This window comes from uncultured Eubacterium sp., assembly GCF_945980375.1.
Lineage (GTDB): Bacteria > Bacillota > Clostridia > Oscillospirales > Acutalibacteraceae > Eubacterium_R.
In genome coordinates, this window is record NZ_CAMFQO010000026.1 from 1 (window position 1) to 22,074 (window position 22,074).

22 protein-coding genes and 1 other annotated feature are annotated in these 22,074 nt (G+C 41.0%); of the genes, 17 read left to right on the top strand and 5 right to left on the bottom strand.

The genetic code is table 11. From position 1 onward, the window contains the following. Positions 1-308: 308 nt before the first annotated feature. The 5 genes from Q0P34_RS06920 to Q0P34_RS06935 all read left to right on the top strand — a co-directional run bounded on the left by Q0P34_RS06920 (position 309) and on the right by Q0P34_RS06935 (position 3,339). On the top strand, positions 309-1,688 hold the full coding sequence (locus tag Q0P34_RS06920) for an alpha-L-fucosidase (RefSeq protein WP_294954770.1): 1,380 nt from the start codon (positions 309-311) through the stop codon (positions 1,686-1,688). 391 nt (positions 1,689-2,079) lie between these two features. Next, positions 2,080-2,739, top strand: a complete 660-nt coding sequence (locus Q0P34_RS06925; RefSeq protein WP_294954773.1) for a hypothetical protein — start codon at positions 2,080-2,082, stop codon at positions 2,737-2,739. A 21-nt stretch (positions 2,740-2,760) separates the two neighbouring features. Next, positions 2,761-2,970, top strand: coding sequence for a zinc ribbon domain-containing protein (locus Q0P34_RS08450; protein WP_366783810.1), 210 nt, complete (start codon positions 2,761-2,763; stop codon positions 2,968-2,970). Then, the gene (locus Q0P34_RS06930; RefSeq protein ID WP_294954776.1) at positions 2,936-3,142 is read left to right on the top strand and encodes a hypothetical protein; all 207 of its coding nucleotides are present in this window, start codon (positions 2,936-2,938) and stop codon (positions 3,140-3,142) included. The genes Q0P34_RS08450 and Q0P34_RS06930 overlap by 35 nt, the downstream gene beginning before the upstream one ends. Before the next feature lie 20 nt (positions 3,143-3,162). After that, on the top strand, positions 3,163-3,339 hold the full coding sequence (locus Q0P34_RS06935; protein WP_294954778.1) for a hypothetical protein: 177 nt from the start codon (positions 3,163-3,165) through the stop codon (positions 3,337-3,339). A 264-nt stretch (positions 3,340-3,603) separates the two neighbouring features. Here Q0P34_RS06935 and Q0P34_RS06940 read toward each other — a convergent pair whose 3' ends face one another. Genes Q0P34_RS06940 through Q0P34_RS06955 form a run of 4 tightly spaced genes read right to left on the bottom strand, consistent with a single transcriptional unit; the run spans position 3,604 to position 6,628 of the window. Next, positions 3,604-4,548 (bottom strand): thiamine pyrophosphate-dependent enzyme, encoded by a 945-nt coding sequence (locus Q0P34_RS06940; protein ID WP_294954781.1) that lies wholly within the window; start codon positions 4,546-4,548, stop codon positions 3,604-3,606. A gap of 13 nt (positions 4,549-4,561) precedes the next feature. Continuing rightward, the gene (gene porA, locus Q0P34_RS06945; RefSeq protein ID WP_294954784.1) at positions 4,562-5,743 is read right to left on the bottom strand and encodes a pyruvate ferredoxin oxidoreductase; all 1,182 of its coding nucleotides are present in this window, start codon (positions 5,741-5,743) and stop codon (positions 4,562-4,564) included. Between the two features lies 1 nt (position 5,744). Next, the gene (locus tag Q0P34_RS06950; RefSeq protein ID WP_294954786.1) at positions 5,745-6,053 is read right to left on the bottom strand and encodes a 4Fe-4S dicluster domain-containing protein; all 309 of its coding nucleotides are present in this window, start codon (positions 6,051-6,053) and stop codon (positions 5,745-5,747) included. Then, on the bottom strand, positions 6,053-6,628 hold the full coding sequence (locus tag Q0P34_RS06955) for a 2-oxoacid:acceptor oxidoreductase family protein (protein ID WP_294954788.1): 576 nt from the start codon (positions 6,626-6,628) through the stop codon (positions 6,053-6,055). The genes Q0P34_RS06950 and Q0P34_RS06955 overlap by 1 nt, the downstream gene beginning before the upstream one ends. A gap of 54 nt (positions 6,629-6,682) precedes the next feature. Continuing rightward, positions 6,683-6,918, bottom strand: a binding site (T-box leader). Positions 6,919-7,037: 119 nt separating this feature from the next. On the opposite strand from Q0P34_RS06955, the gene Q0P34_RS06960 reads away from it, so the two are divergent. The 8 genes from Q0P34_RS06960 to Q0P34_RS06995 all read left to right on the top strand — a co-directional run bounded on the left by Q0P34_RS06960 (position 7,038) and on the right by Q0P34_RS06995 (position 17,395). Continuing rightward, the gene (locus Q0P34_RS06960; RefSeq protein ID WP_294954791.1) at positions 7,038-7,379 is read left to right on the top strand and encodes a phenylpyruvate tautomerase MIF-related protein; all 342 of its coding nucleotides are present in this window, start codon (positions 7,038-7,040) and stop codon (positions 7,377-7,379) included. 2 nt (positions 7,380-7,381) lie between these two features. Then, positions 7,382-8,086, top strand: coding sequence for an NAD-dependent protein deacylase (locus Q0P34_RS06965; protein WP_294954793.1), 705 nt, complete (start codon positions 7,382-7,384; stop codon positions 8,084-8,086). 114 nt (positions 8,087-8,200) lie between these two features. Further along, positions 8,201-10,765, top strand: coding sequence for an MFS transporter (locus Q0P34_RS06970; RefSeq protein WP_294954796.1), 2,565 nt, complete (start codon positions 8,201-8,203; stop codon positions 10,763-10,765). A 67-nt stretch (positions 10,766-10,832) separates the two neighbouring features. Further along, a complete protein-coding gene (locus Q0P34_RS06975) occupies positions 10,833-12,458 on the top strand; it encodes a phospho-sugar mutase (RefSeq protein ID WP_294954799.1) in 1,626 nt (541 codons plus the stop codon). Between the two features lie 8 nt (positions 12,459-12,466). Further along, complete coding sequence (locus tag Q0P34_RS06980) at positions 12,467-12,709, top strand: NifU family protein (RefSeq protein WP_294954802.1); 243 nt, start codon at positions 12,467-12,469, stop codon at positions 12,707-12,709. A 12-nt stretch (positions 12,710-12,721) separates the two neighbouring features. After that, positions 12,722-15,646, top strand: coding sequence for a glycoside hydrolase family 38 C-terminal domain-containing protein (locus Q0P34_RS06985; protein ID WP_294954805.1), 2,925 nt, complete (start codon positions 12,722-12,724; stop codon positions 15,644-15,646). A gap of 2 nt (positions 15,647-15,648) precedes the next feature. Further along, positions 15,649-16,068 (top strand): hypothetical protein, encoded by a 420-nt coding sequence (locus Q0P34_RS06990; RefSeq protein WP_294954808.1) that lies wholly within the window; start codon positions 15,649-15,651, stop codon positions 16,066-16,068. After that, positions 16,052-17,395: an HD domain-containing protein gene (locus Q0P34_RS06995; RefSeq protein WP_294954812.1), complete on the top strand. Its 1,344-nt coding sequence runs from the start codon at positions 16,052-16,054 to the stop codon at positions 17,393-17,395. Before Q0P34_RS06990 ends, Q0P34_RS06995 begins: the two co-directional genes overlap by 17 nt. 18 nt (positions 17,396-17,413) lie before the next feature. Here the strand turns inward: Q0P34_RS06995 and Q0P34_RS07000 are convergent, their stop codons facing one another. After that, positions 17,414-18,595, bottom strand: a complete 1,182-nt coding sequence (locus Q0P34_RS07000) for an FtsW/RodA/SpoVE family cell cycle protein (protein ID WP_294954815.1) — start codon at positions 18,593-18,595, stop codon at positions 17,414-17,416. 144 nt (positions 18,596-18,739) lie between these two features. Here Q0P34_RS07000 and Q0P34_RS07005 point away from each other — a divergent pair, with 144 nt between their 5' ends. Genes Q0P34_RS07005 through rpiB form a run of 4 tightly spaced genes read left to right on the top strand, consistent with a single transcriptional unit; the run spans position 18,740 to position 21,994 of the window. Next, positions 18,740-20,407, top strand: a complete 1,668-nt coding sequence (locus tag Q0P34_RS07005; protein WP_294954818.1) for a formate--tetrahydrofolate ligase — start codon at positions 18,740-18,742, stop codon at positions 20,405-20,407. After that, the gene (gene tsaE / locus Q0P34_RS07010) at positions 20,407-20,844 is read left to right on the top strand and encodes a tRNA (adenosine(37)-N6)-threonylcarbamoyltransferase complex ATPase subunit type 1 TsaE (RefSeq protein WP_294954821.1); all 438 of its coding nucleotides are present in this window, start codon (positions 20,407-20,409) and stop codon (positions 20,842-20,844) included. The genes Q0P34_RS07005 and tsaE overlap by 1 nt, the downstream gene beginning before the upstream one ends. A gap of 2 nt (positions 20,845-20,846) precedes the next feature. Further along, on the top strand, positions 20,847-21,512 hold the full coding sequence (tsaB, locus tag Q0P34_RS07015; protein ID WP_294954824.1) for a tRNA (adenosine(37)-N6)-threonylcarbamoyltransferase complex dimerization subunit type 1 TsaB: 666 nt from the start codon (positions 20,847-20,849) through the stop codon (positions 21,510-21,512). Between the two features lie 20 nt (positions 21,513-21,532). Further along, entirely contained in the window at positions 21,533-21,994 is a 462-nt protein-coding gene (rpiB, locus tag Q0P34_RS07020) for a ribose 5-phosphate isomerase B (protein WP_294954826.1), read from the top strand. Positions 21,995-22,074 lie beyond the last annotated feature (80 nt).

The window sequence follows — 22,074 nt, forward strand, 5'->3', positions numbered from 1 at the left end:
TTTTGGCGTTTTTCGCCTTTTGCTCGGGGGCAGTACCATCGTACAGCTCCCACTCGCAAGAATGCGAAATTCAGCACCATTTCTCAACAGTCTACCAGCGTGTCGAAATTTATAATTTGATTTTTTCGACACGCTGTGCTCCCCTTATTTCAAGGGGAGCTGTTGCATTTATTATGCGACCGAGTGGATAATAATTCCACAATACTTTTTCCTTGGATTTTCGTCCAAGGGATTTTTTGTTGATTATTTACAGATACGATGATATAATATGTACAAATCTATTGTTGAAGAAACAGCGGAGAATAATTATGAAAATGAAGTTAGAGCAAAATTGGACAACAACCAATAATAATCAGCCTTTTGATGATGAGGAGGTAAAAAGATATATTTCGGTTGTACCTACCGAAAATCAAATTAGGCTTCAGGACAAGCCCTTTTATGCATTCCTTCACTTTGGTATGAATACTGCAAATGACAGGGAATGGGGCTGCGGCAGTGAGGTTGCGACAGATTTTGATATTACTAAAATTAAGCCTGAACAGTGGGTTAAGGCAGTAAAAGCAGGCGGTATGACAGGCATTATTTTAACCTGCAAGCATCACGACGGCTTTTGCCTTTGGAATACAGGCACAACCGATTTTAACGTTATGAATTCTCCGATGGGTATGGATATTGTAAAGGCTGTGTCTGACGAATGTCATAAGCAGAATATGGAATTTGGTGTTTATCTTTCGCCTTGGGATATGCACGAAAAAACCTATGGCACAGAGCAGTACAACGATTTTTTTGTCCGTCAGCTGACCGAGCTTTGCGGAAATTACGGAGAGCTGTTTGAGGTTTGGTTTGACGGTGCAAAGGGTGCAAATGCCAAGGCGTTTACATATGATTGGCAAAGGTATTATAAAATTATAAGAACTATGCAGCCAAAGGCTAATATTGCTATCTGCGGCGAGGATATTCGTTGGGTAGGCAACGAGGCGGGCAAGGCAAGAAAATGTGAGTACTCGGTTGTTCCTTCATCCCTGAAGCAGTGCGAATCTATTGAAAAAAACAGCCAGCAGGCAGAGAATGATACAGCAAAGCTTCAAAGAGTTGACACAATGGATGAGGACTTGGGCTCAAGGAAGGTGCTAAAGAACAATGCATATCTTTCTTGGTATCCGGCCGAGGTTGATGTCTCTATACGTAAGCGCTGGTTTTATCATAAAAAGGATGACAAAACCGTTAAGAGTGTAAAAAAGCTTTTTAAGATTTACCTGAACTCTGTCGGAAATAACTGTACACTTCTTCTTAATATTCCGCCGTCGGACAAGGGTGTAATCTGTTCAAAGGATGTCAGAAGATTAAAAGCACTCGGTAATAAGATTGCAGATATTACCTCTAACCCCGTGCTTGAGCAAAATATCGGAGAACTCAAGCGCACAGACGGCTATCTTGAATTTAACTTTGATTCGCCCAAAAAGCTTAAGTATTTTATTATTTCGGAGGATTTGTCATACAGCCAAAGAATTGAAAAATTTGACCTGTATCTTAAAAAAGCAAACGGCAAATACAAAAAAGCCTATTCGGGTACAATAGTCGGCTCAAAGAAGATTGTAAAGCTTAACAAAAACGCAAGCGGCGCAATACTCGTTATTCGCCAAAGCCGTTCAACTCCGCACATTAAATCTGTAGGATTTTACGAATAAAAAAAGAGAGAAGGCATTAGGACAGACCACATAAGGAATTATTTATGTAAAAAACATGATGTGCATCGTATCTTACGATGATACACCATGTTTTTTGTTTACTGAAACTGTCCGTACAGTTTCCCTGCCTGTTACAGTATGCTAAAATCGCAAAATCACATCCCATTCAGACAGTCATTAAGTTGTTAAAAACAAGCGGTTTTTAATTACCCTCTCAATAAGTTGACAGCGAGTAGGACAAAACCCAACCTTAAATATGCTTGTCGGTTTTTCTTGTAAAAACATTGATATTTGTTGAAAAATCGTTGACATTTACGTATAATGAGTATATACTAATACGATTTAGATTCAGTAAAATCTATTTGGGCGGCTTGGGATAAAAGGAGATATTATGATTATGCACGATTTCGAGTATGTTCCAAAAGAAGAATGGAAACCGGTTAGAGATGAACTTTTTGAAATTATCCACAGATTACAAAATGAAGTTAGAGATGATTTTACTTTTCAATATCATTTTGTGGGCAGTAGCAAACGAAATATGATAACCCGTGACCTAAACTCTAACAATGGTTTTGACTTTGATGTGAATATTGAAGTAAATGACCCCGACGAAGATTATTCTGCCAAAGAAATACGAAACATTCTTCGCAAAGGTCTTGATAAGGTCAATAATCCTTATGGATGTTCGATTTTCGGATATGATTACACCGAAGATTCCACCCGTGTTCTTACCATTAAAGTAAAGGATAGAGCCAACTCTTGTATCTTGCATAGTTGTGACTTTTGCATTATATATGAATGTGGCGATGGACAGCAACAATATATTCGCTATAACAAAAAACAACACAGTTATTCGTGGGAATATCAGCCCAAAGGGTATTATGATCTACCTATCAAAATAGAGTGGATTAAAAAGCATAAACTGTGGCAGCAAGTCAGAGATAATTACATAGATAAAAAGAATACAAACACCGATGATAATAAAAAGTCCAGATCAATTTTTGCTGAAACAATTCATCAGGTCTGCCAGCAAAATGGATATTATCGGTAAAAAAGCGGAGGATAAGTTATTATGTATTGTAAAAATTGTGGTAGAACTGTAGATGATACTTCATCATATTGTAATAACTGCGGGGCACGGATTGATAATAAGTCCAATGCAATTATTTCTGAAGATAGTTCGAGTTTGGGGTTTGCTATCTTGGGATTTTTTATCCCAATTGTTGGTTTAATACTCTTTCTCATATATGAAGGAAAGAAACCTAAACGAGCCAACAATTGAAGCGGTAGATGCAAATGGTGCAAGAATTGAAACAGATATGATTTACGCTGATAGATTAGGTGCTGGGCAAGAGATATACTTGAAAGCTTTTGAATACGTAGATCAAGAAAAACTAAATCAATTCAAAAATGCAACCTTCAGAGTTTTAGAAATAAACAAATACGATTATTAAATTTTCAAGCGAGGTGCTATATGGGTAAACATTTTTTTGATTTTGAGGACGGCGATTTTGCTTATTCTATCTCTGACAATATGGCAATAGATTCTGACGGAGATTTATTGATGAGAATGGGAGATAATATGGCAATGGATATGGATTCAGGTGAATTACATATTATATCCGGTTGGTCTAACGATGAAGATGATTAAAGTAACGGCGGCAGAGAGGTGTTAATCTCCCTGCCGCCGTTTTCTTATGCGTATATTATTTCTTTATTTTCAATCATGCTTTCAAATTACTTCCTTATGCGGCGTTAGCATTACGCTTTCTCTCTTTTTAGATTGCAGATATTGCTTTTTAATAACTCAAGAAAAGAATATATTTGGCTCCCCTTATTGTAAGGGGAGCTGTCACCGCAGGTGACTGAGGGGATAAAAAACAGACTGAACATTGAGTTCAATCTGTTCTTTGCTTTAGTATGAAAATCTGTGACCGTCGCAACGCTTCAAAAGCTCATCCCAACGTCTGTCAACTTCCTTTTGGAATGCTTCAATCATCCACTCGTTGCCCGGCTTAAACATATGCTTAAATCTGCCTTGCTTAACAAGCCATTCCTCAATAGGCACATACTTTCTCGGCTCGTAGTTGAGTATCCACTTGCCGTCAACAACCTCAAACAAAGGCCAATATCTTGTTTCTACTGCAAGCTTAACAATATCCATAATATCGTATGTGGGGTATCTCCAGCCTCTCGGGCACGGAGCCATAATGTTAAGGAACGCCGCACCCTTTGTATAAATTGCTCTTTCGCTCTTGCAATGTAGATCTCTAAAGTTTTGTACAAAGGTTGTTTGTGCAACGTAAGGGATTTGATGCTCTGCAATGATAGCCGCCAAATCCTTTCTGTACTGAAGCTTGCCGTTAGACTCCTTGCCGATAGGTGTTGTTGTTGTGTCCGCAAACATAGGGGTTGCAGAGCTTCTTTGAATACCTGTGTTCATATATGCACCGTTGTCGTAGCAAACATAAACCATATCGTGATTTCTTTCCATAGCACCTGAAAGGGACTGAAATCCGATGTCATATGTACCGCCGTCACCGCCAAAGGTGATAAACTTAAAGGTGTCGTCAATCTTGCCTTTTCTCTTTAGGGCATTGTATGCACCCTCAACACCTGCAAGGGTAGCACCTGCATTTTCAAATGCGTTGTGAATGTAGCTGTCCTTGTATGCTGTGTATGGATACATAAATGTACTAACCTCAAGACAGCCTGTTGCGTTGCCCACAACCGCGTGATCACCCTCGTGCAAAGCTTTAAGCACGTTTCTTACAGCTATTGTACCGCCACATCCTGCACACATTCTGTGTCCGGGAGCAAGTCTGTCATCTCTTGAAACATATTCCTTAAAATTATACATCTGTTGCTCCTCCTTACTCTCTAACGCCCATATATCTGTATGGCTCGTCAACCTTGCCGTTTCTGTCGGCATCCTCAAGCCATCCGTATACTTCTATCATATTTTTAACTCTTACATCTCTGCCGCCCAAGCCGTAAACAATGTTGATAACCTTTGGTGTCAAACCTGCTCTGAACAGCGCCGTTGTAACATCTGCACCCAAAGGACCGCAGGTGTCGTTGTAGCTTTCTGTTCTGTCCATAAGTGCAACTGCCTTAACGTTTTTAAGAGCCTCGGCAATTTCTTCTGCAGGGAACGGACGGAACAACCTAATCTTAATCATACCGACCTTCTTGCCTTGTTCTCTTAATTGGTCTACGGCATCCTTTGTTGTTCCTGCGGCAGAGCCGATGATAACAACTGCATAGTCGGCATCGTCCATCCTGTATTCTTCAAATAAGCCGTAGCTTCTGCCGGTCATTTTTTTGTATTCCTTTGCAACGTCAAGAACAACCTGCTTTGCATTTTTGAGTGCCTGAGCCTGTGCTCTTTTCGCCTCAAAGTAGTAGTTTGTAACGCTGTACGGTCCGACATGCATTGGCATATCCTTGTTCAAAAGATAGTTTTCAGGCTCGTATTCGCCTACAAAATTCTTAACCTCCTCATCCTCGTTAAGAATAATGTTTTCAACCGCGTGCGATGTAATGAAGCCGTCCTGGCAAATCATAACAGGAAGCTTAACATCCTTGTGCTCACCGATTCTGTATGCCATGCAGAGATTATCATATACCTCTTGGTTGTTTTCTGCATAAATCTGAATCCAGCCCGCGTCTCTTGCTCCCATACTGTCGGAGTGGTCACAGTTGATGTTGATAGGTCCCGACAATGCACGGTTTACAAGTGTAAGAACGCAGGGTAATCTGTTTGAGGCTGCAAGATAAAGCTCCTCCCACATAAGCGCCATACCTGCCGATGAAGTAGCGGTTACGCTTCTTGCACCTGCCGACTGTGCACCGATAACCGCAGACATGGCGGAATGCTCGCTTTCAACCGGAATAAATTCGCTGTCAACCTTGCCGTCGGCAACAAGTTTGGAAAAGTACTGCGGAATTTCTGTTGACGGGGTAATAGGGAAGGCAGCCATTACATCGGGATTAATCTGGCGCAATGCCTCTGCAACTGCTTCGTTACCGCTGAGTCTGTCTCGTCTTGCCATATTACTTTACCCCCTTCATTGTTAATGCACCGGTAGGGCATGTCTTTGCACAGATGCCACAGCCCTTGCAGTGATCGTAGTCAATAGGACCTCTTATTTGAGTACCCTCATATGTAGCTATGCAGCTGTCGGGGCAAACAGGAATACATAAAAGACAGTTGATGCACTTTTCGCTGTCAAGTGTAGGTTTAACTGTTGCCCATTCACCGGTCTTAAATTCCTTTGATGTCATTGAGCCGTAGATTTGCATGCCCTCGGTCAAATCCTCCCAGGAGCATTTCAGCCCAAGCTTTTTCAAATCACTTTTCATTATCCCTGTACCTCCTCAAATGCCATTTTAAGCGCGTTCATATTGCCCTCGATAACCTCAGGCTTTGATGCAAACTTGTGGTTAAAGGATGCTTCCATTTCGTTAAGAAAGGTATCCTTTTCCATAACACCGCTAACCTTTACGGTTGCCGCAAGCATTGGTGTGTTTGGAAAGTATTTACCAAGGCAGGCTACAGAAACCTTTTTTGCGTCAATGGTGTAAACCCTGCCGTCAAAATCTCTTATTTCGTTTCTTACCTCTTCCGGTGTTCTTGTGCTGTTAACTATGATTGCACCGCCCGGCTTGATACCCTTTGCAACATCTACCGATTCAAGCAAGCCCTCGTCCACAACAACTACAAAGTTCGGGTGATATATGTTTGAATGAACTCTTATCTCCTTGTTGCTTATTCTGTTGTAGGCAGTGATGGGCGCACCCATTCTTTCCGGACCGTACTCCGGGAAGCCCTGTACGTATTTTCCTGTCTTGAAGGCAACATCGGCAAGCAGCAATGCAGCAGTCTTTGCACCCTGACCGCCTCTGCCGTGCCAACGGATTTCTACTATTTCCTTCATTTTCTCTCCCTCTTTCGTTGTAAAATAAAAAGCCTCTTAGCCTATGCACTTAGGCTAAGAGACGATAAAGACTTATTACCGTGGTACCACTCTTATTCATCATAATTCATATGATGCACTTCATACACTTATATGTACTATCCTTTTAACGGAGGCAACCGTACATACTTACTTTTATTCAGTATGTCTGCTCAAAGAGGATAATCTGTATTTCTCTGTACTGTCTTTCACCGACCGACAGCTCTCTGCAACATAATCCGTACAGACCTTGTTCTTGTCAACGCATTTGATATATTTGAAATAATTATAAAAGCATTATTTTGTTTTGTCAAGGATTTTTTTACAATATGTTTGATTTTTTCCATTTGTGCATTTATAATAAGTATATACTATATTAGGAGTTGATTTTATGCCGTTTATTAACACAAATACAAATGTAGAGATTTCCGACGAAAAAAGGGAAGAGCTAAAGTCAAAATTAGGTCAAGCCATCAGACTTTTGGGTAAGAGCGAGGATTGGCTTATGCTGTCATTTGAGGATAAGAGCAAGATGTATTTCAAGGGCGACAGCTCGTCACCTATGGCTTTTGTTGATGTCAGCGTTTTCGGTCATCCTGATGATTCGTCGTGCGAAAAAATGACCGTAGAGCTTTGCTCGATATATAATGAAACTCTCGGTATTTCACCGGATAAGCTTTATGTAAAGTATTCAGGTTCAACCCAATGGGGCTGGAATAATATGAATTTTTAACTATGGAATTACAGCAGATTATTAACGAAAGCAGCAATATTGTGTTTTTCGGCGGAGCGGGTGTTTCCACCGAAAGCGGAATACCCGACTTTCGTTCGGTTGACGGATTGTATAACCAAAGGTTTGAATATCCGCCGGAGGAAATATTAAGTCATACCTTTTTTGTAAATCATACAGAATATTTTTATGATTTTTACAGAGAAAAGATGCTTGCACTTGATGCTCGTCCTAATGATGCTCATATAAAGCTTGCCCAACTTGAAAAATCGGGTAAGCTGTCTGCGGTTGTAACACAGAACATTGACGGCTTGCATCAGATGGCAGGAAGTAAAAATGTATATGAGCTTCATGGCAGTGTTCACAGAAATTATTGTATGAGCTGTCATAAATTTTACGATGCCGAGTATATAAAAAACAGTGAGGGAATTCCGAGATGTGAATGTTCGGGAATAATAAAGCCCGACGTTGTTTTGTACGAGGAGGGGCTTAACGATGATGTTGTCAGCGGCGCAATTAATGCCATTGCAAATGCCGATTGTCTTATCGTTGCAGGCACGTCACTTAATGTATATCCCGCAGCAGGTTTTATCAGGTATTTTAACGGCAAATATTTTGTCCTTATCAACCGTGACAAAACGCCTGCCGACTCTTCTGCCGATTTGGTGATTCACGACAGTGTTGGAAAAATCCTGTCGAAAATCAGATGAAAATTGCTATTATATGTTCAAAATGTATAAATTATTCATAATTTGATTTATTTTCTTGTAATTATTTACAGAGTGTGGTATGATTAATTTAGTATTTGTAAAGGAGTAAATATTATGGCTGAAAAAACACAGCTTTCCGGTAAAATTAAAACATTACTTGACAATGTTAAATATTACTGGAAAAAACCACCAAAGGGCAGATATATGTCCTTTAAGGAAATTGCCGCTTACGCATTCGGCGGCATCGGTGCATACTTAATTGTATGTATGAGTATCCCATGTATCTTGGGTGCAACAAACGTGTTCCTTTCCGGAACAATAGGTATCGGACTTACGGATATGTACATTATGTACGTTATCGGTGTGCTTGCAGGTATTCCTCTTACAGGTCTTCGTGCTAATATTGTCGATAACACTCGTAATAAGGCGGGTAAGTACAGACCGTATCTGTTAAGAATGGGTATTCCTTGCTCTATTATTTTTGTTGCTATGGTATGGTTCCCATATGATAAGCTTAAGCTCATCGTTGGCGACGGCACAATGTTTGGCAAGGATTCAGAGTATGTTGCAAAGTGTGCAGTAGTTCTTGCATTCAATATTGCACTTCAGTTCTTCTATTATTTCTTCTATGATGCTTATGAGAATCTCATCCACGTTCTTTCTCCAAATTCACAGGAACGTGCCGATGTAGCTTCTATCAAGAGTGTTATTTATTCATTCGGCCCAACTGTATACAACATCATCATTCCGCTTATTGCGGCTCTTATCGGCACAAACCAAACCGATATTCGTGTGTACAGACTTGCTTTCCCTATCATTGGCGTAATAGGCACTCTTCTTGTTTTTGTTGTTTATGCCAATACACAGGAAAAGATTATTCAGGCAAAAACTCACGTTATCCAAATTAAGTTTACCGACGCACTTCGTGAGGTAGCAAAGAATAAGTATTTCTGGATTATTTCGCTTGCAGGATGGATCGGATTCCTTGAAACTGCCTATGCAAACATTCTTTATTGGCTTTGCAACTACGGCGGTGCCTGCTCACAGGGTACATATACAATCATTACCACCGTTTACGGTAATGCTTCGCTTTGGGGTATGCTTCTTGCTCCGTTCTGTATCAGAAAATGGGGTAAAAAGAAGGTGCAGATTGTCACAAATCTCTTCAACATTCTGTTTATTCTTTGTATGTATCCGCTCTTCCTCGGCTCAAGCGGAGCAGACGGAAATATCAAGAATTATGTAATTTGGGCAGTAATGGCTTGCTTGTATCTCAATGCACTTGTAGGCGCATTCGCTCATATCCTTAACCCGTCTATCCAGGCTGATATTCGTGATTATCAGCAGTACAAGACAGGTGAACGTATCGACGGTATGTTTGCGGCTGTTGCAACAATCGGCAGTGTTATCACTCTTGCCACAGCAGGTATTCTTCCTGCTCTTCAGGAAAAATTCGGTATGACTGCAAAAATGGCAGAAAAGGTTACAGGCGATGCAACCCTTATGAGCAGAGTGCTTCCGGGCACAAAGCAAACTCTTCAGCAGTTGCTTTCCGAGCAGCTTGCCAACGGTCAAAACAACTTTGTTAACCCATCATCTGCTCTTTATGATGTAGATAACATTCTTCTTCCGTTGCTTCGTATTTTGGTAATCGTAGCTGCTGTCGGTGCAACGCTCAACGTTATTCCTTTCTTCTTCTACGATTTGACCGAAAGAAAGCAAAAGTCTTATGTTCGTGTTCTTAAGGTTCGTGCCGTATTCGAGGACTATGGTAACAATGCTCTTAAGGATAAGGATATCGTAGAGATGATTGACCTTGTTAATAACGCAAAGGAAATGGCTGTTGCTACTCCTAAAACACTTGACAAGTCATCATATAAGAATGCGGCAAATAAGGCTGATAAGAAGGCCGCTAAAAAGGCTTATAAAGAAGCTGTAGAATTTAACGAGGAAATTGAAATCTCAAAGTTTGTTGTTGATGAGCTTAATAAGTTTGATACAGAGCTTGGTAAGCATAAGATTGAAGCATATACCAAGGTATATGAAGCAGGTCTTGACGGCATCAAGAACACATCTGTTGCACAGGCAAAGGCAGAGCTTGCAGCTGCAAAGAATATGCCAAAGGCAACCGTTGAGGAAAAGGAAATCAGAAAGTTCTATATTGAGCTTGCACATTCAAAGGTATCTGCTGCAAAGGCATACAGCAAGTATTTCGGCACTGTAAACAAGTTTGAGGAATTGAGCTTTGATGTTCTTGAGAGCTACTTCAACAAGGAAGACGAGCTTGACGAAAAGATTGAAGAGCTTGCAAAGCTTAGCCATATCGCTAAGAAGGATAAGGATGCACAAGAGGTTGCAAGACTCAAGGCTGAAATCAAGACTCTTTCAGAGGAACGCAAAGAGGTTCGTAAGCTTTCAAAGGCAGAAATGGATAAGCATGCACAATTTAACCGTGCTGCAAAGCCGTATGTAGAGTCAAAGAAGCTTCTCAACCAGCAGGAGAATTTCTCTCACTTTGATGAAATTGCTGCACAGTACGATATTGCAAAGGAAAATGTAGCAATCGCAGAAAAGGAAGAGGCTGAAGCAGAGGCAAAGCGTATTGCCGAGGAAAAGGCAGAGCTTGAGCGCCGCAAGGCTGAAAAGGCAGAGAAAAAGGCTGCCAAAAAAAATAAGTAATTTTTGAAAAAGAGGTGGAATTATCCACCTCTTTTGTTGTATAATTAAAAAATGCAGGAGGACATATATGGACATTAAAGATAAATATAATTTGTGGCTCACCTTTGACGTGGATACAAGGGCAGAGCTTGAGGCTATTACCGATGAAAAGGAAATAGAAGACAGGTTTTATAAGGATTTGGCATTTGGAACAGGCGGTCTTCGCGGAATTATGGGTGCCGGCTCAAACAGAATGAATAAGTACACCGTCGGCAAGGCAACATACGGTCTTGCAAATTATTTGAAAAGCAGGAATGACGGTGAAATCAGTGTTGCCTTAGCATACGACAGCCGTAACAATTCTTCATATTTTGCCAAAATTGCAGCAGGTATATTCGCATCCTGCGGGTTTAAGGTGTACCTGTACAGCACTCTTGTCCCCGTGCCTGTGTTAAGCTTTACAACTGCGTATTTGGGTTGTACTGCAGGTGTTATGATTACTGCTTCACATAATCCAAAGGAATATAACGGCTATAAGGTGTATGACAGTAAGGGCTGTCAGCTTTGCACAGAGGACGCAAAAAATGCTATTGAGTATATTAATGCCGTAGAGGACTTTTCCACTATTCCGTTTTCCTATAGCGATAGCGGTATTACTTTGATCGGAGACGATGTTCTTTGTGAATATTATAAGAAAATTAAGCAACAGTCCGTTTACACCGAAAAAAGTGATTTGAAAATTGTTTACACTCCGCTTCACGGCACAGGCAATATCCCTGTACGCAAAATGCTTGAGGGTATGGATGTTACCGTTGTTAAGGAGCAGGAGCTTCCTGACGGCAATTTTTCGACAGTTCGTTCACCTAATCCGGAGGAGAAGGATGCACTTAATATTGCTATTGAAAAGGCAAAAAGCATTGGGGCTGATTTGGTGCTTGGCACCGACCCTGACTGTGACAGGGTAGGTATTGCCGTTAAAAACGGTGATGATTATGTTCTGTTCACAGGTAATCAAACGGGTGCGCTCCTTGTTAAGTTTGTCCTTACAATGCATAAGCAGCAGCTTAACAGTAAATCAACCCTTGTAAAGACTATTGTAACCTCGGAGCTTGGCGCAAATATCGGCAGAAGCTTCGGCTTGCAGATTGAGGAAACACTTACGGGATTTAAGTATATCGGTGACAAAATAAATAAGTATGAATCAACAGGCGAGCAGGAATTTGTTATAGGATATGAGGAATCGTACGGCTATCTTGTAGGCACTCATGCACGAGATAAGGATGCTGTTGTTTCTTCAATGCTTATTTGTCAAATGGCTGCGTGGTATAAAAATCAAGGCAAAACCCTTGTTGACGGACTTAATGATATATATGATGAATACGGCTATTATCTTGATTATCTTGATAGCTTTGTGCTCAAGGGCAAGGACGGAGCAGAAAAAATACAAAGCCTTATGGCAGATTTCAGAGCAAAGGGAACTGCTCTTTTACCAAATATCAAAGAGATAATTGATTTTAAGGACGGTATTAGGGATTTGCCAAAGGAAAATGTGCTAAAGTACATTTTTGACGACGGCTCATGGATGGCTGTTCGTCCGTCGGGAACAGAGCCGAAAATTAAAGTCTACTATTCAATTGTTGATGAAAACAGGCAAAATGCCGGCGTTCGTTTAGAAAATATCAGAAACACTATTTCATCAATTATTAATTCATAGAGGTTGTTATGAAAGATGTTAAAAGCTATATAGAAAATGTCCTTCAACCCAAAATTCAGGGTGACGGCGGTTGGATTGAATTTGTGTCACTTGAGGGTAAAGAATTAACAGTTGTTTTTCGCGGTGAATGTTCAAAATGTCTTATTCTTGACAGATGTATCGCTTGGATAAGTGACGAAATAAAAAAAGACTGCAAGGCTGATGTCACCATCAATGCAGTCAGAAAAAAGCCATATTTTCAGGATGTTTAAGGAGGGTTAGCTGTGGCACATATTAAGGTTGTACGACGCTCTATGCGCCCTGAGGAATGGACAGATTTGCGCTTTGGCTGGCTTAAAAGACATATTTATTCTTCAAAGTGGGAAATAAAAAATTTAATGATACGAGATGCCCGCCAGGTATCCGAAATGGAATTTGAATACTATTCGGATGATTACAGACCACTCAATAAGGGTGATATGTATTTTACTCCGGACGGCACAGCGTTCATTAAAGCAGATGTTGATGTGCCAAAGGAGCTTCAAGGCAAGGAGCTGTGGTTTTCTCTTAAAACAGCGGCGGAGATTTGCGTAAAAATTAACGGCAAATATGTAGGCGGTGTTGACCCTAACAGAGAAAGAATGTTGATTTCTCCTTATATTAATGACGCCGAAACTCTGCATTTTGATATGATGGGCTATAACCGTTCAAAGCCTGATGATGAGCGTAATCCCGAAAGTCTTTCAGTTCGTGGATGCCGTCAGATTTTTGAGGGTGCTTATATCTGTACCGTTAATCACGAGGTACAGGATTTGGTGTGGGATTTTGAGCTTTTGCTTGATATTGCAAAATCCGATTTGTTTAACGAGGATTACCGTGAATTTTTGAATCGTGAGCTTAATAATGCAATGAATTTGATTGATTTTGACAGTGACGAGCTTACAGGTGTTTCTCAGGCAAAAAAATATGTTGATGAGGTTATCTATGCAAACGATACCTATAAGGGCAGCGGCGACGTTGCGCTTATAGCACACTCGCATCTTGACATTGCTTATTATTGGCGTAGGATTCACGCTGTACAAAAGAATTTGCGTACTGTTCTTATTCAGCTTCGTTTGATGGATAAATATCCTGATTTTAAGTACACGCATACACAGCCTTATGTGTACGAAACGCTTGAAAAGTATTATCCCGATGTTTTTGAGGAGCTTAAGGAAAAGGTAAGCACAGGTCAGTTTGAGCCTGTCGGAGCAATGTACGTTGAGCCCGACTGTAATATTCCGTCTGCCGAAAGCCTTATCCGTCAGTGCCTTTACGGTCAAAAAACATATAAAAGGATGTTTGGCAAATATGTCAACAATGCTTGGCTACCTGATGTTTTCGGCAATAGCTGGATTATGCCTCAAATCCTTAAAAAAAGCGGAGTAGACTATTTTGTATCAAATAAGATGTCTACGTGGAATGATACCAACCGTTTTCCGCATAATAACTTTATATGGAGAGGCATAGATGGAAGCGAGGTGCTTGCGTGCGTACCGCCTACTCATTTTATTACCTGGAATGCTCCGTCTCAAATTCAGGAGAATTGGGAAGCATATATAGATAAGGACCAAGGCGGTCAAACAATGAATATGTTTGGCTACGGTGACGGCGGCTCCGGCTGTACGGAGGAAATGATTGAGCTTATGCACCGCTTTGATAAGCTTTCTGTTATGCCAAAATGTGAGCATATGGGCGGCTCGGAATTTTTAGAGAAAAATCTTAAGGACAATCCAAACCTCAAGGTGTTCGACGGCGAGCTGTACCTTGAAATGCACCGTGGTACCTTTACTACAAAAAGCGAGCTTAAAAGTAAAAACAGACAGCTTGAGTATATGTTCAGGTCTGCCGAAATGCTAAGCGTTCTTCGTGGGGAGGATAATCAACAAAAAATCACCGAGCTTTACAAAAAGCTTCTTGTAAATCAGTTCCACGATATTTTACCAGGCTCTCATATTCATCCTGTTTATGAGGACGCCATTGCCGATTATAACGAAATAGAAAAAGGACTAAATGAGATTATCGGCACAGGCTCAAAATATTTCAACACTCTTAATTTTGAACGTGATGCATTGACATTTATCCCTAATAAGAAGGGCACCTCCACAAGACACGGAGTAAAGGGTAATTGGCTTGTTCCGTCAATTCCTGCACTTTCCTCCAAGTCGTTACGTGCTGTTAGGCACAGCGATGATTGGTTTAAGTGTGATAACGGCAAAATAATCACACCGTATTATACCGCAAAGCTTAATGAGGACGGTTCGTTTGCTTCACTTTATGATAACGAGCTTAAAAGAGAGTGGACAAACGGAGACTTTAATAAACTAAAGATTTATACCGATAATCCGGGCAATTACGACGCGTGGGATATTTTACCTAATTATAAGGATAAGCAGATTGAATTAAGTGTTGAACATCCTCTTGCATTGTACGAAAAGGACGGCGAGTGCGTATCCTTTAAGACTGTACTTAAAACAGCCAAATCAAGCTTTTCGATGATTATTCGCTTTTTCCGTCAAAGCAGAGGAATAGAGGTTGAAAGCAATGTCACCTGGAATGAAAAGCATAGGCTTGCTAAGGTGGAATTTGCTCCAAATATTTTAACTCGAAAGGCCCTTTGCGATACCTCCGCCGGATTTATTGAAAGAGATACCGTAAAGAATACCTCCTGGCAGCAGGCAAGATTTGAAACCTGTCATCACAAGTGGTGCGATATGTCCGAAACAGGTGCAGGCCTTGCACTTATAAACGAGGGTAAGTACGGCGTTGGCTTTGATGAAAACAAAATGAGCCTTTCTCTTTTGCGTGCAACTATTCGTCCCGATGTAACATCGGATATAGGTGTGCATAATTTCTGCTATATGATTATGCCGCATAAGGATGATGCAGTATCGGCTAATATCAATAATATATCATTTCAGTACAATGTTCCGCTTGTTAAGGCAGATGTTCAATGGGATATGCCGACATTTGAGCCTTTGTATCTGCAGGCCGTTAAAAAGGCAGAGGACAGCGATATGACTGTTATCAGACTGTCAGAGCAAAACGGTACACGCGGTCAAATCAAGTTTGACAAAAGGGTTAAGCTTTTGAATATGCTTGAAGAGGTTATCGGCGAGGTCGATACCATAAGCTACAAACCGTTTGAAATTATTACTATCGGAGTTTAATTATGCCTTTACCGCTTATTATCTGCGTAGCTGCTGCGGTGATTATTTCGCTTGGTGTAGCCGTGTTTCCTGCAATAAACAGGCACCAGCTAAAAAATATGCCGTATGATCAGCAAATACGCATTATTATGAAGGGTGCAAATAAGCTGCACTATTTTAAGAATATAACCAACGGCACTAAGGGTACGCTTATTTATGTTAAAAATAAGAGAAAAATACTTTCATATCCATGGGTTTTGGCAGATGGCAAAATGATTTGCACAAAGGCTAATCCTTTTGACAAATGGGATTATCCCGAGGAACAGCCACCGCTGACCGAGGATGAAATAAGGCTTGCAATAGGAGAGCTTGAAAAGTACAATAAGCACTCTGCCGTTAAGCTGTATTTACAGGAAAACGATGGCTATGATTTTACCGAATGATGCGAAAAAACTTATATCCTTACTTGAACAAAACGGACATTCTGCCTACGCAGTAGGCGGATGTGTTCGTGATGCCCTGATGGGTGTTGAGCCAAAGGATGTTGATATTGCAACATCGGCATTGCCCAATCAAACTCAAAGGATATTAGAGGATAATAACATTCGTGTTGTTCTTACAGGATTAAAGCACGGCACCGTTACAGCTGTTGTCAATCATACTTCGTACGAGATTACCACCTTTCGCAACGACGGTGAATATGCGGATAACCGACATCCCGACAGCGTTGTCTTTGTCGATAATATTAAAGATGATTTGTCACGCAGAGATTTTACCATGAATGCCATTGCGTATAACGACAACACAGGATACGTTGATTGCTTTGACGGTGTTGCCGATATTAACAACAAACTCATTCGCTCGGTCGGCAATCCCGATAAAAGATTTAACGAGGACGCCTTGCGTATTATGCGTGCTCTACGCTTTGCATCTGTTTTGGGCTTTGATATTGAGGAAAAAACATCACAGGCTGTTTTTGATAACAGGGGATTGCTTTCCTCCATTGCGGCTGAAAGAATATATGCCGAGCTTGTAAAGCTTCTTTGCGGTGATAATTGCGAGGAGGTATTGCTTAAATATAAAGAGGTTTTAGCTGTTGTCATTCCGGAGTTAAAGCCTACCTTCACCTGCACCCAAAACAGCAAGTGGCACCTCTATGATGTTTATACTCACATTGTAAAGTCTGTTGCGGTGTCGCCTAAAAAGGATTATATCCGCCTTGCCGTTTTTCTTCACGATATAGCAAAGCCACAATGTAAAACAACTGATGAAAAGGGAGTTGACCATTTTAAGACTCATTGCGAGGTGGGTGCAAAAATCGCTTTCGATATTCTAAAACGGCTAAAGGTCAGCAACGAGGTTTTGAACAAAGCGATAACACTTATCAAGATACACGACGACCATATAACAACAAAACCAAGCAATATTAAGAAATGGCTTCGCCTGCTCGGTGAAGAGCTGACCTTTGATTTTATCGACCTTAAAATTGCAGATATGAAAAGCCATAATCTTTTCTTTGCACAGACAGAGCTTGACGAGCTTGAATATATCCGCACCCTAACGGCAGAGGTAATTGCATCGGGTGAGCCGTACAGAATATCCGACCTTGCAATCAACGGCAACGATTTAACTGCCTTGGGCTACAAGGGTCACCAAATAGCCGATGAGCTTAACAGCCTCGTCAAAATCGTGTCAGGTAATCCCGCCTGCAATACAAAAGAAAAACTGCTTCATCAGGCACAAATTGATATAAAAAACACTACGGAATAAACCAACCGTAGTGTTTTGTTATTTTGTATAGAATAATGTTTCTCTCGGCATTTTTGAAAATCTGTAAACAGAATATTCAATACCAAGCGCAAGGTAGATACAAAGCGAGCTTGAGCCACCCGCCGAGAATAACGGCAATGTAATACCGATACAAGGCAAAAGCGAAAGCTCCATGCCGACATTTACAAGTATCTGTGCAAAAAGCATTACAGCAATGCCGCAGCACATAAGATATCCAACGTTATCCCTTGCCTTTATTCCGATTTTCATAACTCTAAGTACAAGGAAGAAAAGAATAAGTAAAGCACCGACAGCACCGACAAAGCCGAATTCCTCACCGGCAACGGTAAGCACCATATCGCTTTCGTTAACGGGTACGGCACCGCTTTGAGTCATATTGCCCTGTAAAAAGCCCTGACCGAACAGTCCTCCCGAGCCTATGGCAATTTTGCCGTTGGTTTGCTGATACATTGCGTCTGCGTATTGCTCGGGATAAAATAATGCAACAATTCTTTGCCTTTGAATACCGTTGATAATTCCTGTTTTCCAGGCGACAGCAAAGCCAACAAATATTGCACAAAAGCCTGCAATAAAATATCCTATGTTTACTCTTGCAAAAAACAGCATACCTATAAACATAATAAGGAAGATAAGTGCCGAGCCGGCGTCACCTGTTAGAATTACAAGTCCCACAGGAATAGCTCCGTGTATAACAAGAGGAATGATTGTCTTAATCTTGTTTATTTTGTCCCTAACCAAATCCAAGTGATAGGAAAAGGAAATAATAAATCCAACCTTCATCAGCTCCGACGGCTGAAAGTAAAAGATTTTTAGGTCAATCCAGCATTTAGAGTCAGGTCTTGACGGTGGTGCAACACCAAAGAAAAAGGTGAAAATCATCAGCCCCACACAGCCTGCGGCTACTATCGGCCAAAGCTTTGATATTACATCGTAGTCGATGTTTGACAGTATAACCGAAATGATAAAGCCACCTATAACCGACACAAGCATAGACCTAACGTCAGAGGAAATCACCTTGCCGTCCGATAGGGAGGAATACGACGCACTGTAAACAAGAGTTAGCCCATATATAGACGCGGCAAGGGCAGTGAACATAGTTAAAAAATCCGTGCCCTTAATCAAGCTCCATATATTCTTTTTTCGCCCTGCACCACTTGTATCAATAGCAGTAGTGCTCATTACTATCCTCCTTTCACTCTTTATTGTCTATGAACATTATATTATTAATTTGTCTTTTTTTCAATACAAATAATAAATTTTATGTTGGAATGTTTAGGATAATGTGATATAATATATCTTAATATTTGTTATGGAGATGAAACTATGCTTACAGATATCGAAATTGCACAGTCTGCAAAAATGAAGGATATTAACGAAATTGCCGCTTCTCTCGGTATAACTGCCGATGAAATTGACCCGTACGGTCATTATAAGGCAAAGATTTCCGATTCTGTTCTTGAAAGACTTAAGGACAAGCCTGACGGAAAGCTCGTTCTTGTTACAGCAGTAAATCCCACTCCTGCCGGAGAGGGCAAAACAACTGTTTCTATCGGTCTTGGCGAGGCTATGGCAAAGATAGGCAAAAAGGCTGTTATTGCCTTGCGTGAGCCATCTCTCGGTCCTGTGTTCGGCGTCAAGGGCGGTGCAGCAGGCGGAGGCTACTCACAGGTTGTGCCTATGGAGGACATTAATCTCCATTTTACAGGCGATATGCACGCTATCACATCAGCAAACAATTTGATGTGTGCAATGCTTGACAATTCAATTCAGCAGGGCAATGAGCTTAATATTGATCCAAGACGTGTTCAGGTAAAGCGTTGCCTTGATATGAACGACAGAGCGTTGAGAAATATCATTAATTCCTTGGGCGGTAAGCTTAACGGTATTCCTCGTGAGGATCATTTTTGCATTACTGTTGCAAGTGAGGTAATGGCAGTTTTGTGTCTTGCTTCGGATATATTTGACTTAAAGGAGCGTTTGGGTAATATCCTTGTTGCTTACACCTATGACGGTCAGCCGGTATATTGTAGGGATATTAAGGCAAACGGCGCCATGACTGTTCTTCTTAAGGAGGCAATTAAGCCAAATCTTGTTCAAACTCTTGAGAATACTCCGGCAATTATGCACGGCGGTCCGTTTGCAAATATTGCTCACGGCTGTAATTCCGTTCGCGCAACAAAAACAGCTCTTAAGCTTGCGGATTATACTATCACAGAGGCAGGCTTCGGCTCTGACCTCGGTGCCGAAAAGTTCCTTGATATTAAGTGTAGATTTGCAGGTCTTACTCCGTCTTGTATCGTTTTGGTATCTACCGTTCGCTCAATGAAATATAACGGCGGTGTTGCCAAGGACGAGCTTAAGGAGGAAAATCTTGAGGCTCTCAAAAAGGGTAGCGTAAATCTCGGAGCACATATTGATAATCTTAAGAAATTCGGTGTTCCCGTTGTTGTTGCAATTAATCATTTTTATGCTGACACACAGGCGGAAATAGATTATATTGAGCAGTTCTGTAAGGAAAAGGGTGCAGATTTTGCAGTGACAAAGTGCTTTGCCGAAGGCGGAGAGGGCGGAACACAGCTTGCACAAAAGGTTGTTGATGCCTGCGAAAAGGAAAATAACTTCCACTATCTTTACGACCTTGATATGCCTGTGTACGAAAAGATAGAAACCATCGCAAAGGAAATTTACGGTGCAGACGGTGTTGATTATACAAAAGAAGCAAAGGCTGCTATTGATGAATTTGTAAAGCTCGGTGCAGATAAAATGCCTGTTTGTATGGCAAAAACACAGTATAGCCTTTCCGACAATCCCAAGCTGCTCGGCAGACCGGAGGGCTTTAGAATTACCGTTTCATCAGCATCTCTTTCAAACGGTGCAGGCTTCATTGTTTGTCAGACAGGTTCAATTATGACTATGCCCGGACTTTCAAAATCTCCTGCCGCATACAGAATTGATATTGATGAAAACGGCAATACAGTAGGTCTTTTCTAATGAAAGAGGTTGTAACTCATAGCTACGAGGAAACCTTGGCTATGGCGGGTGAATACGCAAAATCCTTGCCAAAGGGCAGTGTTATCGGCTTTATCGGTGGGCTTGGTATGGGCAAGACAGCCTTCACAACAGGCTTTGTAAAGGGTCTTGGCATAGATGCCGATGTGTCGTCGCCAACCTTTTCCATATGCAACGACTATATAGGTAAAAATGACAGAGTGTATCATTTTGATATGTATAGGGTTGAAAGCTGGGATGACCTTTATTCAACAGGATTTTTTGATTATATAGATACTGATTCATACATTCTTGCAGAGTGGAGCGAAAATATTTTCGGCGCTCTGCCCGATGATGCCATTATTATTGAGATAGAAAAAATCGACAATGATTCAAGAAAATTTATATTCAAATCAAAGTCTGATTATATCGGTGATTAGTGATGCTTTTGTCTTTGGATTCAAGTGCCGTTACTGCGTCTGTTGCTTTAACAGACGGTGACACGGTGATTAAAAGTGAATTTGTAAAATCGGGCCTAACTCATAGCGAAACACTTATGCCCATGATTACTCGGGTGATGAGCGGACATTCCTATGACGAGCTTGATGCTGTTGCCGTTACTGCGGGTCCCGGCTCGTTTACCGGTGTGCGTATAGGTGTTTCAACCGTAAAAGGTATTGCTTTTAATAATAATATTCCTTGCTTTAGCATTTCAACTCTTGAGGCTATTGCATATAATTTTGCAGATACCGACACCGTTGTTTGTGCCGTTATGGATGCAAGAAGGATGCAGTTTTACAACGCATTGTTTAAGGTTGATGGCTCAAATGTAAAGCGCCTTTGTGATGACCGTGCAATCTCTCTTGATGATTTAAGGGAGGAGCTTAGGCAGTACGATAGGGTAGTTGTTGCCGGTGACGGTGCATTTGTCTGCTGTCAAGGCTTGGGGCTTGATAATTGCATTATTGCCGATGATGACAGAATGTATCAAAACGCCTTGGGTGTTGCAAAAGCAACATCGGATAAGATACCGATGTCTGCAAAAGCGCTTATGCCTGTTTATTTAAGACAAAGCCAGGCAGAAAGAGAATTAAAGCTAAAAAAATAATTCGTTAAGGAGAATTTTATATGGGAGTAAAAACAATTGCTATCGGTTCAGACCACGCAGGCTATCCTCTTAAAGAGGCTGTTCGCGCTTATTTGGAGGAAAAGGGAATAGGCTACATTGATGTCGGCTGTTATTCTCCTGAAAGATTTGACTACGCAATTTCTGCTCAAAAGGCTTGTGATAAGGTTGTTGAGGGTGAGGCAGACTTGGCTATCCTTTGCTGCGGTACAGGTGTCGGCATATCTATGGCGGCAAATAAGGTAAAGGGAATAAGGGCCTGCTGTTGCAGTGATTATTTCAGCGCAAAGTATACACGTATGCATAATGATGCTAATTGTCTGTGTTTGGGCGACAGAGTTATCGGAGAGGGAACTGCTCTTGAGCTTGTTGATGTTTTCATCAACACAGAGTTTGAGGGCGGCCGCCACCAAACAAGAGTAGATCAGATTATGGCTATCGAAAAGGGCGAAAAGCTTTATTAATTAAACAAAAAAAGACATCGATTTTTGAACAAGTCCGTAAAAAATGGACAATAGAAAAAAACAGACCTCCTATGGTAGAA

Coding starts and splice junctions, on each gene's coding strand:
- Q0P34_RS06920 (WP_294954770.1), top strand. CDS start 309: ATGAAAATGAAGTTAGAGCAAAATTGGACAACAACCAATAATAATCAG.
- Q0P34_RS06925 (WP_294954773.1), top strand. CDS start 2,080: ATGATTATGCACGATTTCGAGTATGTTCCAAAAGAAGAATGGAAACCG.
- Q0P34_RS08450 (WP_366783810.1), top strand. CDS start 2,761: ATGTATTGTAAAAATTGTGGTAGAACTGTAGATGATACTTCATCATAT.
- Q0P34_RS06930 (WP_294954776.1), top strand. CDS start 2,936: ATGAAGGAAAGAAACCTAAACGAGCCAACAATTGAAGCGGTAGATGCA.
- Q0P34_RS06935 (WP_294954778.1), top strand. CDS start 3,163: ATGGGTAAACATTTTTTTGATTTTGAGGACGGCGATTTTGCTTATTCT.
- Q0P34_RS06940 (WP_294954781.1), bottom strand. CDS start 4,548: ATGTATAATTTTAAGGAATATGTTTCAAGAGATGACAGACTTGCTCCC.
- porA (WP_294954784.1), bottom strand. CDS start 5,743: ATGGCAAGACGAGACAGACTCAGCGGTAACGAAGCAGTTGCAGAGGCA.
- Q0P34_RS06950 (WP_294954786.1), bottom strand. CDS start 6,053: ATGAAAAGTGATTTGAAAAAGCTTGGGCTGAAATGCTCCTGGGAGGAT.
- Q0P34_RS06955 (WP_294954788.1), bottom strand. CDS start 6,628: ATGAAGGAAATAGTAGAAATCCGTTGGCACGGCAGAGGCGGTCAGGGT.
- Q0P34_RS06960 (WP_294954791.1), top strand. CDS start 7,038: ATGCCGTTTATTAACACAAATACAAATGTAGAGATTTCCGACGAAAAA.
- Q0P34_RS06965 (WP_294954793.1), top strand. CDS start 7,382: ATGGAATTACAGCAGATTATTAACGAAAGCAGCAATATTGTGTTTTTC.
- Q0P34_RS06970 (WP_294954796.1), top strand. CDS start 8,201: ATGGCTGAAAAAACACAGCTTTCCGGTAAAATTAAAACATTACTTGAC.
- Q0P34_RS06975 (WP_294954799.1), top strand. CDS start 10,833: ATGGACATTAAAGATAAATATAATTTGTGGCTCACCTTTGACGTGGAT.
- Q0P34_RS06980 (WP_294954802.1), top strand. CDS start 12,467: ATGAAAGATGTTAAAAGCTATATAGAAAATGTCCTTCAACCCAAAATT.
- Q0P34_RS06990 (WP_294954808.1), top strand. CDS start 15,649: ATGCCTTTACCGCTTATTATCTGCGTAGCTGCTGCGGTGATTATTTCG.
- Q0P34_RS06995 (WP_294954812.1), top strand. CDS start 16,052: ATGATTTTACCGAATGATGCGAAAAAACTTATATCCTTACTTGAACAA.
- Q0P34_RS07000 (WP_294954815.1), bottom strand. CDS start 18,595: ATGAGCACTACTGCTATTGATACAAGTGGTGCAGGGCGAAAAAAGAAT.
- Q0P34_RS07005 (WP_294954818.1), top strand. CDS start 18,740: ATGCTTACAGATATCGAAATTGCACAGTCTGCAAAAATGAAGGATATT.
- tsaE (WP_294954821.1), top strand. CDS start 20,407: ATGAAAGAGGTTGTAACTCATAGCTACGAGGAAACCTTGGCTATGGCG.
- tsaB (WP_294954824.1), top strand. CDS start 20,847: ATGCTTTTGTCTTTGGATTCAAGTGCCGTTACTGCGTCTGTTGCTTTA.
- rpiB (WP_294954826.1), top strand. CDS start 21,533: ATGGGAGTAAAAACAATTGCTATCGGTTCAGACCACGCAGGCTATCCT.